The 13,892-nt window shown below is 39.3% G+C and carries 14 protein-coding genes; 8 read left to right on the forward strand and 6 right to left on the reverse strand.

The genetic code is table 11. From position 1 onward, the window contains the following. From VB733_RS19150 to VB733_RS19180, 7 genes are all read left to right on the forward strand, one after another. The coding region (locus VB733_RS19150) for a hypothetical protein (protein ID WP_323341656.1) at positions 1–240 on the forward strand (240 nt) is incomplete at its 5' end. Between the two features lie 61 nt (positions 241–301). Continuing rightward, complete coding sequence (locus VB733_RS19155; RefSeq protein ID WP_323341657.1) at positions 302–1,501, forward strand: glycosyltransferase family 61 protein; 1,200 nt, start codon at positions 302–304, stop codon at positions 1,499–1,501. A 344-nt stretch (positions 1,502–1,845) separates the two neighbouring features. Continuing rightward, a complete protein-coding gene (locus VB733_RS19160; RefSeq protein ID WP_323341658.1) occupies positions 1,846–3,045 on the forward strand; it encodes a glycosyltransferase in 1,200 nt (399 codons plus the stop codon). A 41-nt stretch (positions 3,046–3,086) separates the two neighbouring features. After that, entirely contained in the window at positions 3,087–3,926 is an 840-nt protein-coding gene (locus VB733_RS19165) for a glycosyltransferase family 2 protein (protein WP_323341659.1), read from the forward strand. A gap of 159 nt (positions 3,927–4,085) precedes the next feature. Next, positions 4,086–4,853 (forward strand): WecB/TagA/CpsF family glycosyltransferase, encoded by a 768-nt coding sequence (locus VB733_RS19170; protein WP_323341660.1) that lies wholly within the window; start codon positions 4,086–4,088, stop codon positions 4,851–4,853. A 649-nt stretch (positions 4,854–5,502) separates the two neighbouring features. Continuing rightward, entirely contained in the window at positions 5,503–5,904 is a 402-nt protein-coding gene (locus VB733_RS19175; protein WP_323341661.1) for a hypothetical protein, read from the forward strand. A 153-nt stretch (positions 5,905–6,057) separates the two neighbouring features. Continuing rightward, positions 6,058–7,479, forward strand: coding sequence for a sugar transferase (locus VB733_RS19180; RefSeq protein ID WP_323341662.1), 1,422 nt, complete (start codon positions 6,058–6,060; stop codon positions 7,477–7,479). 529 nt (positions 7,480–8,008) lie between these two features. On the opposite strand, the gene VB733_RS19185 is transcribed toward VB733_RS19180, so the two are convergent. The 6 genes from VB733_RS19185 to VB733_RS19210 form a co-directional block, all read right to left on the reverse strand. Then, entirely contained in the window at positions 8,009–8,971 is a 963-nt protein-coding gene (locus VB733_RS19185) for an ABC transporter ATP-binding protein (protein WP_323341663.1), read from the reverse strand. Positions 8,972–9,182: 211 nt separating this feature from the next. Beyond that, positions 9,183–9,686, reverse strand: coding sequence for a pentapeptide repeat-containing protein (locus tag VB733_RS19190; RefSeq protein WP_416336336.1), 504 nt, complete (start codon positions 9,684–9,686; stop codon positions 9,183–9,185). Between the two features lie 97 nt (positions 9,687–9,783). Continuing rightward, the gene (locus VB733_RS19195; RefSeq protein ID WP_323341664.1) at positions 9,784–11,010 is read right to left on the reverse strand and encodes a transposase; all 1,227 of its coding nucleotides are present in this window, start codon (positions 11,008–11,010) and stop codon (positions 9,784–9,786) included. A 151-nt stretch (positions 11,011–11,161) separates the two neighbouring features. Next, the gene (gene cysK, locus VB733_RS19200; RefSeq protein ID WP_323341665.1) at positions 11,162–12,097 is read right to left on the reverse strand and encodes a cysteine synthase A; all 936 of its coding nucleotides are present in this window, start codon (positions 12,095–12,097) and stop codon (positions 11,162–11,164) included. A gap of 312 nt (positions 12,098–12,409) precedes the next feature. Continuing rightward, the gene (locus VB733_RS19205) at positions 12,410–12,880 is read right to left on the reverse strand and encodes a hypothetical protein (RefSeq protein ID WP_323341666.1); all 471 of its coding nucleotides are present in this window, start codon (positions 12,878–12,880) and stop codon (positions 12,410–12,412) included. A gap of 226 nt (positions 12,881–13,106) precedes the next feature. Then, complete coding sequence (locus tag VB733_RS19210; protein WP_323341667.1) at positions 13,107–13,682, reverse strand: heme-copper oxidase subunit III; 576 nt, start codon at positions 13,680–13,682, stop codon at positions 13,107–13,109. Between the two features lie 33 nt (positions 13,683–13,715). Here VB733_RS19210 and VB733_RS19215 point away from each other — a divergent pair, with 33 nt between their 5' ends. After that, positions 13,716–13,886: a hypothetical protein gene (locus tag VB733_RS19215; RefSeq protein ID WP_323341668.1), complete on the forward strand. Its 171-nt coding sequence runs from the start codon at positions 13,716–13,718 to the stop codon at positions 13,884–13,886. Positions 13,887–13,892: the final 6 nt, after the last annotated feature.

Consider the following 13,892-nt stretch of genomic DNA (forward strand, 5'->3'; position numbering starts at 1 on the left):
AAGATTCCTATTAAAAACCCAACAGAAACTGTTACTGCACTTGCTCAGGCAGTTGAGTATATGTATGAAAATTCAGAAGAACGTCTGGCAATGGGGATATCTGGCTATAGTTTTGCAAAGTCGCAAACTTGGAAACAAGTAGCTCTTAAAATCTCTACTTACTATGATGAAATCATGATGTCAATAAAACCAGTTACTTCTAAAAAAGTACAACATTCTCAATTTGAATCCAGTATATAAGAATTAATAAGAATTTGGAAAATACGAACCACTCTATTATTTTGACAATGACTATACTATTATGAGTATCAATGGAATTTTCAAAATACCTATCAATCTACTACGTAGGCATCAACAAGAAAAAGTAATATTAACTTCTATCCTGAAACTTCTTAATTTAGAAATTATACAAAGAAAACAGCTAGTCAGTGACTATATAAGATATACTATTTTATATTTTGGCTCTCAAGAATATGTCCAACCAAAGAAGCCGAACAATATAGGAGAAATACCAGAGGCAATCAAAATAACAAGTGTTGCACACACCATAAGTCAACCATTTGTTTCTGAGATAGCAAATGCCCAACTTGTAGGCTCTACAGCAATTGGCTTTGATAATAAAGCAAATATTATTGCAGAAACTACTTTACCTCCCGTTGGTGACTTAAGTCCTAGATATCAAGGTAGTATTCCTCTACAAAGTTTATTGATAAAAAAATTACCTGAATTAAAAACACATCAGTTATCTACAGCTTGTTCATTGGTGAGTTTATGGAGCAAAACTTATTATCACTGGTTTTTAGACTTTTTAACACGTATAGAAGGACTTGAGTATTATCAAGAACAGGCAGGTTGCAAACCCCTCTTAATTATTGACTCGAATCCTACCTCATGGCAAATAGAGTCTTTGAAACTTGTAGGCTATAGTCTAGATGATTGCATACAGTGGGACAAGACAAAAGTAACTGTTAAAAAACTAGTAGTACCAGCATTTAGACAGCCAGGTAACTGGGTATCGCCTTCTGCATTGCATTGGCTGCGCCAGCGCATATTTAGCAATCTTCCTACTGCTGATATAAATCAACATTTTTCTTCAAAAAGAATATATATTTCACGTTCTCAAGCATCAGGACGCAGAGTGATAAATGAAGATGAGGTAATGCAATTTTTAGCTCCATATGGTTTTGTAAGCTATTCATTAGAAACTATGAATTTTATGGAACAAATTCAACTCTTCTCATCCGCAGAAATAATTATAGGTCCTCATGGTGCTGGCTTCACTAATATCATATTTTCGCAGAAACAACCAATAGTTATCGAGTTTGTCACTCCCTGGGTTAGTCCTCATTACTATCTAATCTCGAATATACTAGATTTCCCTTATTGGTGTCTTGATTGTCGGCAGCCTTACAGTGAAAAGCTTAGGGAAAGTAGAGGTGACATGATAGTCGATATTAATAATTTGAATCATCTTTTTAAGAAATTAAGTTTACAAAATTAACGACAACGTCTTGATAGTCAAAATCATTATTTATGCATGAGGCAATAAATACTAATTCTATCAAAATTAATCAGGATAGCATTCTAAATCAATTAGTTATCAATACTTTAGTTATTTAATTTGAATTTTATCAATTGTACCAAATATTAATTATATTGATAGATATAGGAATCATGTTTGATTGTTGAACCAAATCTCGTCTTGTAGGGTGTGTTAGAACGGAGTTCTAACACACCCTAAGTATATTTTCAATAATCAAATCCGACTCCTATATAATTAGAGACAATATACTATGAATTTAATAAATAATATTCTGCTAATATTTTGTCATAGGAAACTATAGAATGAAAATTCTCCAAGTACACAACGCCTACCAACATATGGGCGGTGAAGAAGTTGTTGTTGCAGCTGAGTATGAAATTCTTAAACAGTATGGTCATGAAATTTATCAGTGGATTGTTGAAAACTCAGGTATTGAAAATTCTAATTTTCTCACGAAAGCAAAGATTGGCTTACAATCAATTTGGTCTGCGGAATCTTACCGAAACATCTACAAGAAAATACAGAATTTTCAACCAGATATAGTTCATGTACACAATACAATTCCTTTAATTTCACCTTCAGTCTATGCTGCTTGTAATGATGCTGGGATTCCCGTAATTCACACTTTACACAACTATAAACTTATTTGTCCTGGAGCTTATCTTTACCGCGATGATGGTATTTGTGAAGAATGTATTGGAAAATCTATTCCCTTTCCTGCTGTAATTCATGGTTGCTATCGTGGTAGCCGTTCTCAAACATCTGTTGCAGTTGCAGGCTTGACAAATCATCGTTTCAAAAAAACTTATAAAAACGATGTCGATATATATATTGCTTTAACTAGATTTGCACGACAAAAATTTATTGAAGGTGGTCTACCTGCTGAAAAAATAGCCGTTAAACCTAATTTTGTGACCTCAGATATTCAAGTAGGTGAGCATACAGGTGGATATGCATTATTTGTTGGTAAGCTTGTGCAATATAAGGGAATAGAAACACTCCTGAAAGCTTGGCATCTCTTAAATCAAGATATTCCTTTGAAAATTGTTGGTCAGGGACCATTAGAAATTTTGCTTCAGAGTAATCTAGCTAACAATGTTGAATACTTGGGTTCATTACCAAGAGATAAAGTTATTCACCTGATGCAAAATGCTAGCGTATTAATATTTCCTTCTGAATGGTATGAAGGATTCCCCATGACTATTACTGAAGCTTTTGCCACAGGTTTACCTGTTATAGCAAGTCGTGTGGGTGGGATTACAGAACTTGTTAAAGAAGGATATTCTGGCTGGGATTTTACCCCAAAAGATGCCCAAGATTTAGCTCGTACAGTAGAACAAGCTTGGTTGGATACCACAGAACTAAAACGTCGGGGTGTCATGGCTCGAAAACAATATGAAGACCACTACTCCCCTGATAAAAACTATCAAATGATAATAAATATTTACAAAACTGCTATCAATTGGCATAAAACAGGGCGTAAATCATTAACAGTTTTCTAATTGAACTTCAATACAAACAAATATTCTGAGGTAAATCAAACGTGAAAATATCAATTATCACGCCTGTTTATAATGCCGAAAAAACACTTGAACAGACTATTTTGAGTGTGATTAATCAAAAAATAAACTCAGAAATTGAATACATTATTATTGATGGGGGTTCACAAGATAAAACCCTAGAAATTATTAATCAATATTCTCACCAAATCAATTTATTAATCTCCGAAAAAGATAAAGGCATCTATGATGCAATGAATAAAGGAATAAATCTGGCTACAGGAGATGTAATTGGTATTATTAACTCTGATGATTGGTATAACGAGAATGCTCTCAGTGTAGTTGAGCAAGTATTTCTAAATCATCCAGAAGTTTCTATTGTTTATTCACCTGTCAAAAATTATGTGAATGGTCAATATATCAGCACATTTCAACCAGGAGCATTAGAAAACTTGGCAATGAAATTCACAATTGGTCATCCTAGCTGTTTTGTGAAAAAGAAAATATATGAACAAGTAGGTCTATTTGATTTAACTTACACAATGGCTGCTGATTATAACTTTATATCCCAAGCTTACATCTCTGGAGTAAAGTTTTACTACGTTGATACTCCTCTTGCTTCTTTCTCCCTAAATGGTAAGAGCGGTCAGCTTTTAAACAGACTGGAATTGCTTCAAGAAACTTGGCAAATTGCTTCTAGTATTACTGGTGAAGCCTCAGAAAAAATAAAAATCAAACGTCGCTTTTTCTATCTCAATTGGCTTTTGCGTGAAATAGCCACTCTTCCTATTAAGTATTTCGATCCGCTAATTGCTTTAAAAGTAAAAGGTTTTCTTCGGCAAAGAATTGGAAAATTATCTTCAGATCAGTATGGAGCGTGGTAAGCTGCCGTGTATTTAATTTGTACATGAGACGCGGGCAAGATGCCCGCACTACAATTATTTTGGGTTTTTGACTTATATGATTTAGCTGCACATCGGCTTAACACAAAACGCACTATTTTTACTGAAGTTGTAACTTTTTGATTTCAAGATAAACAATCTATGAGTGATTTAACTAGAGTCAATATCTGCGGTATCAATATTGACAAATACTCCTTTGAACAAGTTACAGAAGCGATCGCACATCATGTAATCACTAACAGAAAGCCTAAATATGTAGTTACACCTAATGCACAGCATATTGTCACTCTACAACGTGATGCTCGGTTTCGTGAGATTTATCGCAAAGCTTTTCTCGTTGTACCTGATGGTGTTCCTCTTTTGTGGGCAGCTAAGTTATTAAATACACCTTTGTCTGGTCGGGTAAATGGAACAGATTTGTTCGAGGAGTTATGTAAACTTAGTGCAGACAGAGGACTGAAGGTTTTTTTATTAGGTGGTCGTCCTCTAGCAGCAGAGAAAGCTACACAAATTCTGAAAAGAAAATATCCAAACCTCAAAATTGTTGGGGCTTATTGTCCACCCTATGGATTTGAGTCAGATATCAGAGAATTACAACAAATTAATTCTACTATTCAAGCAGCAGTACCCGATATTCTCTTTGTCGGGTTAGGCGCTCCGAAGCAGGAGTATTGGATATACGATAATTACCAACAGCTTGGTGTTCCAGTATCAATTGGTATTGGAGTTAGCTTTGAATTAGTTGCGGGTATGGTGAAAAGAGCACCAAAATTAATGCAGAAATCAGGTTTAGAGTGGTTTTTTCGCTTGCTTGCTGAACCTCGACGTTTATGGCAACGCTACTTTTTTGGAAACGCCATTTTTATTTTGCTAGTGCTTAAGCAGAAATTGAGTTTATCTGGGTCTTAGTTAGGTTTTGTCAATGAGTTACCAACAATCATTCCCTCGCTACGGAATCTATTCTCGTCGCCGTCTCACTATGCTGATCTGTAAGATTGTGGTTGTTTTGACTGCACTTACGGTGATCTGTATATCGATGGTCAATGGTAGCGAGATACGCGATCCTGCCTATTGGCCTTTCGATACAAGGAGTCCGTGGAACATGCCAATTGGATCAGGGGCAAAATATGAGACTATCAGTTCGCCTAATTGGACAACAGAAGCATTGAAGTACGGACTACTCATCAATTCATCGGAGTGGACTATCCCAGTATTTATTGCCGAAGAATCTGACCCAATTCGCAAAATTTACCGTACAGATGGGGGAGAGAATGGTTATGTTGCTTTCGAGATGCGCGTACCAGAAGCCGCGACACCCGATCCAGCTGGGGATGCCCATCTACATATCATCGACGAGACCCACAACTTCGTCAACGAGATGCTCTCGGCACGTCGGCGCGCCGATGGAGATTTTGAAGCGCCGTTCCCAAACAAGATCGACTTGCGAAGTTTTGGTATCTCCGATAAGTACATCGGATCATGTGCCTATGGTGGTTCTTGCACGGCTGGACTGATCCGTAAAGGAGAACTCCGGAATGGCATCAGACATGCACTGCGTATGTCTATAACTACTTCCATCTTGAACCAGAAAACTCCTAGTGGGAAATCCTACGTCTGGCCTGCCAACTCTGCTGAAGATAACTATACAGGTACAGGCAATATGTATATGGGGTCATTGTTGGCAATCCCGCCGGAGGTGAATATTGAGGAGATTGCAGGTTCTCCTGGCACGCCACTCTACGAACTGGCGCGATCGCTCCAAGACTACGGCGCATATGTTGTGGATCGGGGTCATCTCAACCTTTACGTCGAACCTCAAGCAAAAGAAGAGGCTGCCGAACTTCCATGGAGTGGTCTTCAAGAACTGCCAAAATACCTAAAAGTAGTGACAAACAACGCTCCAGACAGTGTTGGTGGTGGCGGCACACCCCGTCGTCCACTCGCACCACAGTTTAAATAGTGGGAGAAGAAAACAGTTGCACCCAAACCCAAATATTTATGAGAAATGGCAGTTCTCAAGTTAGACGAGGTTGACATTTACTTTTAATCAATATTGACTTTCCAACTTACTCACACTTCCACTCACACAACAACGAGCGATCGCAATATCCCTATGAATAAGACTCCGCTTAAGAGTTTCAAACCGGATTTAAGAGCCGCTAAATTCTTCAGACTGCAAAAAGGAATAATCATCCGCTCTCTACGGATAGTGACACTGGTAATATTTGATGTTATTTCTCTTGTCTTTGCTTGGAAGACAGCACTATTTCTGGGTACAGATGCTCAATCACCTTGGACAGAAAAGCCTTCTTTTGTACTAATTAATACAACTGTTCAAATTAGTATTTTTACAGCTATAAAGCTCTACAAGCAAGGTAGTAGCCGTCGTAACTATGTTGGCATAGTCAAAGCTGTTTCGCTGTCAATATTAATTCTGCTATTAATTGCTTTTTTATACGAACCCAATCGCTACATATCCCGTTCCAGTTTTTTATTATTCTGGTTATTATCCATTATTTGTATATGCATCTCTCGCTATTTGATTGATGCCATCACATCATTTATTCGTACATGTGGAAAACTTCGTCACCCTGTATTCTTAATTAGCGATAAACAGGACGAAAAATACCATACTAAGTTAGTTGAGAAAGAAAAAGCTTATAAAGTTTTACGAATTGCTGACTCCAGTTGCTTAGATTTAGCCAATCGCGAAGCCACATTTGAATATATCCGCCATTTGGGAATCACTGAAGCTTTTATATCTTGGGATGCGATTAAAAGACGACAATATGTATGTTGGCATTTCCAAACTGCGGGAATTCACATCCGTATATTACCAACTCAAGAAGAATATCATCATCCCAAATCTGAATTCACCTGGATAGATAATGTCCTTTGTCCAAAAATTTCTGCACCCATGTTTGTCGGCGCAGATTTTTGGTTGAAACGTTGCTTTGACTTGATTTTTTCAGCTATTCTGATTTTTTTACTAGCACCAGTATATCTACTCATTGCCATCTTAATTAAACTTGACTCCCCTGGATGTATTTTCTTTTGCCAGAAGCGAGTCGGCTTAAGTGGTAAAGAGTTCAAAATCTGGAAATTCCGCACAATGATAGCAGATGCGGACAAAATTCAAGCGAAACTGGAGGCTAAAAACGAAATTAAAGATGGGGTTTTATTTAAACTGAAAGATGATCCTCGGATTACTCGAATTGGCAAATTTTTACGCCGCTACAGTCTTGACGAATTGCCACAATTATTTAATGTTATTGTTGGGGAGATGAGTTTAGTTGGTCCTCGTCCCTTACCAATTCGTGATGTCGAAAGATTTCAAAACCATCACTTTATTCGTCAGGAAGTTTTACCTGGAATTACTGGACTTTGGCAGGTGTCGGGACGTTCCAACATAGACAAATTCGAGGATGCGGTGAAACTAGATATTCACTATATTGAAAATTGGTCGATTTGGTTGGACTTGCAAATACTCTTCAAAACAGTATCAGTGGTTTTGCTCAAAAGTGGAGCTTATTAACGTCTGTGAGAGATAATATCATGTCCGCAAAATTATTGTAGTGCGGGCATCTTGCCCGCGTCTTATATCATGTCCGGTTGCTTACTTTTGTACTTTATTTAATCCACATTCCTAAGCGTCTAATTTATATAGACAAAGCGTCTAATTTATATAAGTAGTTGTGCAAAATTAATTGTACATTCCGAAAAATTGAAGCCTTTGCGATTGCTACCCTGCGGGAAGTCTCCGTCTACGTTCCTCGCAATGACAATATATAATTAATTTTGCTTAAGCACTTAGACAAAGCGGGCAGGATGCCCCGGAGTTTTCCGTGAAGAATATCTCCCCGGAAACTCCTCTCCGCACTACAACAATAGCTAGATATTTTCTCTTTATATAATTTAACTGTGTATCAGCTTACAAAATAAGTAGTGCAAGCGTCTCGCTTGCTATTTCCCAAAGGTGGGCAAGACTTCGGACGTTCGGCGAAGCTCAGTCGAGCCACGTGAGCGCTACTTCGGCAAGGGGTAGTTTCATTTCCGGTGAACTGCTAGCCTTGAATTTGCCCGATAAAAAATTCTTCCAAAGATGGACGCGACAAATTCATCGCTACTACATTTGCCCCCATCAATCGGAGACTAGCAAGAAAATCATAATAATCTCCCTCTAATGCACCTTCCCAATAACCATCAGCAGTAAATTGAATTTCGGGTATCCATTTTTTTAACACATCCCAATCTCCGCCCTGTCCTTTGAGGCGGTAGGCATTGGTGTTACCCAATAGCTCATCTAAAGAACCAGAACAAACTAGTTCACCCTTGGAGAGAATTGCAATACGATCGCAAATTTTCTCGACTTCGCTCAAAATATGACTATTGAAGAAAATTGTTTTTCCTTGAGCTTTCAAGGTTAAAATAGTCTCCCGCATTTGATAACGTCCTAACGGGTCAAGTCCTGACATTGGCTCATCTAAAAATACCAGTTCCGGGTCGTTAATCAAAGCCTGCGCCATGCCTACGCGCTGTAACATCCCTTTGGAGTAACGACGCATCTGTTTTTTCTTGGCATCTGCCTGCGATAACCCCACCAACTCCAATAACTGGGGAATGCGCTGACGCTGCACTTTGGAGGAAATTCCAAATATCCCAGCCGCAAATTGCAAGAACTCCCAACCTGTGAGATATTCGTATAGATAGGTATTTTCTGGTAGATAACCAATGCGTTGCTTGACTGTGCGATCGCCCAATGGTTTACCCAGGAGCAAACCGCGTCCGGAAGTTGGACGAATAATACCTAATAATAGTTTTAATAGCGTTGTCTTACCAGCACCATTTGGCCCCAGTAATCCAAAAGTTTCACCTCTATATACCTTCAGCGAGCAGTTTTTCAGAGACACGACTTTTTGGTTCATGAAAAAGCCAGTGTTATAAACCTTTCGCAACTCGGAAGTAAGAATTATGAGATTCTCTGTGGTATTCAATTCAATTTTGGGAGTATCTGCAACAGACTTCATCGCAATTTTTATTGTGCCTTTGGCAACACAAATATACCATCCAATTACAAGTTACCCATTTATTTGCTTAGAATAACAGGGAAGATGGGGAGAGGGGGAGAGGGGGGGACGCGGGGATTGGGAGATAGAATAGGGAAATAGGGAAATAGGGAAATAGGGGAGATGGGGAGGGACAGTCAATTGGCTGTGCCTATCCCCGTTTCCAAGTTATCTACTTGCAACCCAATGATTCGCGAGTCGCTACCCCAGTCTTGGAGTTGATACCGCTTGCTGTGGCGCACAATTTCTTAATTTCAGTTCCATCTAAAACCGCATTGGTAAAGTCAGCATTGGTAACATCAACATTATCAAAGACAGAGCGTAACATCATGGCGTTGGTTAACACTGCGTCGCTGAGATTAGCGCCTCTAAAATCTGATAAATAAGCAATACCTTCACTGAAGTCCACTCCATGCAAGTTGACATCGCGCAACACCGTACCATTAAATACGACTCCGCGCATATCAGCATTACTAAAGTTAGCTTTCTCTAAATTAGCGCTGGTATAATCTTGTGTGACCAAACTTTGACCGGAGAAATCTTGACCCTTGAAATTTTGTTGTATCAAAGAATTTGAACTCGTTACCCCTGAAGAACTTGCAGCTTGGGCAGATACAGGGAAGAGCAACAAAAATGCTAAAACGAAACCAGTCAGAACTTGCCAAAATCTAATCATCATTAACTTAACAAAACTAAATATTTATTCATTCCCTATTAAACATTATTAGCATGGCGCTCTGGTTGTTTTTTGCTTGATTTTGACACTCCCCTGCCTAAAGGCGAGGGGATTCTTGGTTCGCTGACTCGCCGTTAGACGACAGGTTTACACCAATCGCCCAAGAGGGCAAATCTCCCCAAGCGTGAGTTCCCGTGTGTCCCACGGTACTGAGTCCTAGTCTCAAAATATTGATTGCTGCATTGATGTCTCTATCTTCGGTATATCCACAATGAGGGCAAACATGAGTACGAGTAGATAGAGATTTTTTGACTTTTTCGCCACAGTTTGAACAATTTTGACTTGTGTGATGGGGAGGGACGGCAACCGTTACCTTCCCATATTTGTTACCAAAATACTCTAACCATGCTCGAAAGGTTGACCAACCAGCATCAGATATTGACTTAGCTAGATGACGATTACGCACCAAACCCTTCACATTTAAATCTTCATAGGCTACCAAATCGTTAGATTGGATAACTGAATACGCAACACGCTTGCAGTATTCTTTTCGTTGCCTACTTACTCTTAAATGCTTCCTTTGATATCGATTTCTAGCCTTGTAGTAGTTGTTAGATTGTCCTTGCTTGGCTTTTTTTCTGTCCTTGCTGAATTTCTTAGACTTCTTGCGGTTAGAACGATTAAGCTGTTTTTCAGACTTGCGGTAAAACTGGGGCGATTGTTCTACGTTGCCTTTGTTATCAGCAATGAAGTATTTCAATCCCAAATCAATACCTACTACTTGTCCAGATGGCTGTGTTTCTACTTTGATATTCACATCAATTGCAAATTGAGCATAATAGCCATCTGCACGACGCACCAACCGAACACGTTTAATTTGTTTGATGTCGTAATAGTTTAAGTCATAGGTTCCCTTTAGTTTCAGAGTCCCTATTCCTTTTTTGTCTGAAAAAATTATGGCTTTTCGAGTTTCTGAAAGTTTCCATCCCGATGTTTTGTATTCAACAGAACGGCAGTTTTTCTTAAACCTTGGAAACCCCTTTTTGCCCTTAACTTTCTTTTTGCAGTTATCGTAAAACCGAGATATTGCACTCCAAGCGCGTTCAGTCGCAGATTGTCTAGCCATAGAATTGAGTTCATCCGCAAAGGAAAATTCACTGGCTAATACCGCACAGTATTTATTCAGGTCGTATTTACTAACTTTTTTGTTATCCATCCAATAGCGCAAAGCTTTATTTTGAATGAATTGCGATGTGCGAATAGCATCATCTATTGCACGGTATTGCTTATTTTTTCCTTTAACTTTGAACTCGTAAATTATCATCGGCTCGACCTAACCAACTACTCTTTTATGCTAACACATCAAGCATAAGATTTGTGTGGAGGTACTGAAAATATTGTGTCACGGCAGGATAAATCCTGCGTCGTGGTTTTCATCCCTGGGCTAAAGTCACAGGGTTTTCAACCTAACATTCTTATAAATCTTGGAACATGGGGGAACTCAAATAGCGTTCACCAAAGGAGGGCTGAATCGCGACAATTAACTTGCCAGCATTTTCGGGACGCTGGGCTACTTGTATCGCTGCACACAAATTTGCACCAGAAGATATCCCCGATAATAAGCCTTCTTCCCGTGCGAGCCTGCGCCCATAGACCATTGCCACATCATCATTGACTTGAATCACTTCATCAATCAAATCAGTGCGGAGAATTTGGGGGATAAATCCAGCACCTATACCTTGAATTTTATGCGCTCCTGGTTTGCCTCCAGAAAGGACAGGACTATTGACAGGTTCCACTGCGATCGCGCGAAAATTGGGTTGACGTTGTTTGATAAATTCAGCAATCCCAGTAATTGTTCCTCCCGTACCCACCCCAGCGACGATGAAATCAACCTTTCCGTCGGTATCCGTCCAAATTTCTTCTGCCGTAGTTTGACGGTGTATTTGGGGGTTGGCTGGATTATTAAACTGCTGCAACATATATGCATTTGGAGTCGCCGCCACTATTTCCTCTGCTCGGCAAATGGCTCCTTTCATACCTTCGGAACCAGGTGTTAACTCTAAAGATGCACCGTAGGCACGCAACATTGCCCGACGTTCTAAACTCATTGTCTCCGGCATCGTCAAAATGAGTTGATAACCCTTAGCTGCTGCTACCATTGCCAAGGCGATACCTGTATTTCCCGATGTTGGTTCTACTAAAATAGTTTTTCCAGGTTGAATTAAGCCCTCTTCCTCTGCTACTTGAATCATATTTGCACCAATCCGATCTTTTACCGAAGCGGCTGGGTTCATACCTTCAAGTTTCAGAAGTATTGTCGCCACACATCCTTCCGACTGAGGAATTTTGTTAAGTTGAACTAAAGGAGTCCGTCCAATTAGTTCGACAACATTACGGGCAATTCGCATTCATTTGCTCCTAAAATACTCAATTTACTACAAAAATATTTACTATAGGATTACTATTTGATTTTTGTTGGCGTAGCCTGCGTTTTACGCTTAAGAACCAAGATTTGGGGGATTCTCCCCCAAACCCCCGATTGGAGGACGGTTGCATCCCCCAAACCCCCTCCAAAAAAGTCGATCTGTTTCGTTTGTGGTAATTGATTTATAAGGGATTGGTGAGTTACTGCGTCTCGGCAACAAGCAAATTTATATCTGGTGATATAGCAAATCCGCTTTGTTAAGATTCCCTTTGTTAATAAATTTATTTGTAGCTAATTACTCATCTTCTTCAGGCGATCGCGTCAAAATATCCAATAAAATACTAGCACTCTGAAATTCATTATTTAAATCAATTTCTTGAATTTGTGTACAAATGATTTTGGCTTTTTCTATTTCTCCCAGCTTTGCCAAAACTAATCCAGAAGAAGCATAAGCTGTTAAATACAGCCTAATTGATTCGTCTTCTTTGCGATTAATTAATATCTGTTTACGCTGTTGCCAATTGTCGGGTAAATTCTCAGAACATTTTACTTTATCTATAACTTTTGTAGCGGTTGTAAGTGCCATTTGATAGTTATTTTTATAGTAAAAATATCGATATCCAGCAACTAAAACATCGATATAATCGTTTGTTTGCGCTAAAGCTTGATTTAAATATGCTTCCGATACAGATGTATTTTGCCAATTATCAGCAGCCAGAATTAACAACTGCTTAATATCTTCGGGAACTTGAAACCAAGAGAACATAGGGAAAAAGAGAAGAGGAAAGGGAAAAGGGGAGGCAGTGATATCATGTCCGGTTAAATATTTCTTATTAAGACTGACATGGAGACTTAGAGACGCGGGGACGCGGAGAAATTTTAACTGTAAGTGATTAGCGGAACATGATATGAGGGGTTTCAGTTGTTATCGCCACTGCCAGGGAGAAAAGGGAAAATACCCATTTGTTACCCATTACCCCATGCGCGAGTAATTAAAACTGAGTCAGAATGTAGAGCAAAATAAACAAAATAATCCAAATGATATCGACAAAGTGCCAATAAATTTCCGCCATCTCAATACCAGTGTGTTTAGTGGCAGAATAATGACCTTGACGACGCGATCGCCATAATACACCTAAGATTAACAGTAGTCCAATAAAGACGTGCAAACCATGAAATCCGGTCATGATATAAAAGCAGTTGGCAAATATATTTGTTGTCAAACCATATGCCAAATGTTGATACTCATAGACTTGCCCTGCTAAAAACATGGCTCCCATAATAGCGGTAACAAAATACCAAAACCGCATTCCCCAAACGCTATTACGTTTTATCGCTGCATCCCCCAAATGAATCACAAAACTACTGGAAACTAGAATTGCTGTGTTAATTGCGGGTAAAGATAACTCGACTGCGATTCCCTGGGGAGGGAAAACAGGAGTTGTACCTTTGAAAAATAAATAAGTGGCGAAAAATCCACCAAACATTAATGATTCGGAAATAAGGAAGGTTAATAAACCCAAAACCCTTAAATCTGGATGTTCCTCATGATGAGATGTTGCTGTCATAGGGGTAATTAGGGGATGTAGGGACACGGGGATGTGGGGACGAGGGGACGTAGAGACGTGGGGATTGTGGGGACGCGGGGACGCGGGGATGTGGGGACGTGGGGACGTGGGGATGTGGGGATGTGGGGATGTGGGGATGTGGGGATGTGGGGATGTGGGGATGTGGGGATGTGGGGACGCGGTGACAAATATATAGAAAAATAGAAAATT

Origin of the sequence: Calothrix sp. UHCC 0171 (assembly GCF_034931845.1) — a bacterium.
Lineage (GTDB): Bacteria > Cyanobacteriota > Cyanobacteriia > Cyanobacteriales > Nostocaceae > Brunnivagina.

Coding starts and splice junctions, on each gene's coding strand:
- cysK (WP_323341665.1), bottom strand. CDS start 12,097: ATGCGAATTGCCCGTAATGTTGTCGAACTAATTGGACGGACTCCTTTA.
- VB733_RS19195 (WP_323341664.1), bottom strand. CDS start 11,010: ATGATAATTTACGAGTTCAAAGTTAAAGGAAAAAATAAGCAATACCGT.
- VB733_RS19185 (WP_323341663.1), bottom strand. CDS start 8,971: ATGAAGTCTGTTGCAGATACTCCCAAAATTGAATTGAATACCACAGAG.
- VB733_RS19160 (WP_323341658.1), top strand. CDS start 1,846: ATGAAAATTCTCCAAGTACACAACGCCTACCAACATATGGGCGGTGAA.
- VB733_RS19170 (WP_323341660.1), top strand. CDS start 4,086: ATGAGTGATTTAACTAGAGTCAATATCTGCGGTATCAATATTGACAAA.
- VB733_RS19180 (WP_323341662.1), top strand. CDS start 6,058: ATGAATAAGACTCCGCTTAAGAGTTTCAAACCGGATTTAAGAGCCGCT.
- VB733_RS19205 (WP_323341666.1), bottom strand. CDS start 12,880: ATGTTCTCTTGGTTTCAAGTTCCCGAAGATATTAAGCAGTTGTTAATT.
- VB733_RS19190 (WP_416336336.1), bottom strand. CDS start 9,686: ATGATTAGATTTTGGCAAGTTCTGACTGGTTTCGTTTTAGCATTTTTG.
- VB733_RS19155 (WP_323341657.1), top strand. CDS start 302: ATGAGTATCAATGGAATTTTCAAAATACCTATCAATCTACTACGTAGG.
- VB733_RS19210 (WP_323341667.1), bottom strand. CDS start 13,682: ATGACAGCAACATCTCATCATGAGGAACATCCAGATTTAAGGGTTTTG.
- VB733_RS19175 (WP_323341661.1), top strand. CDS start 5,503: ATGTCTATAACTACTTCCATCTTGAACCAGAAAACTCCTAGTGGGAAA.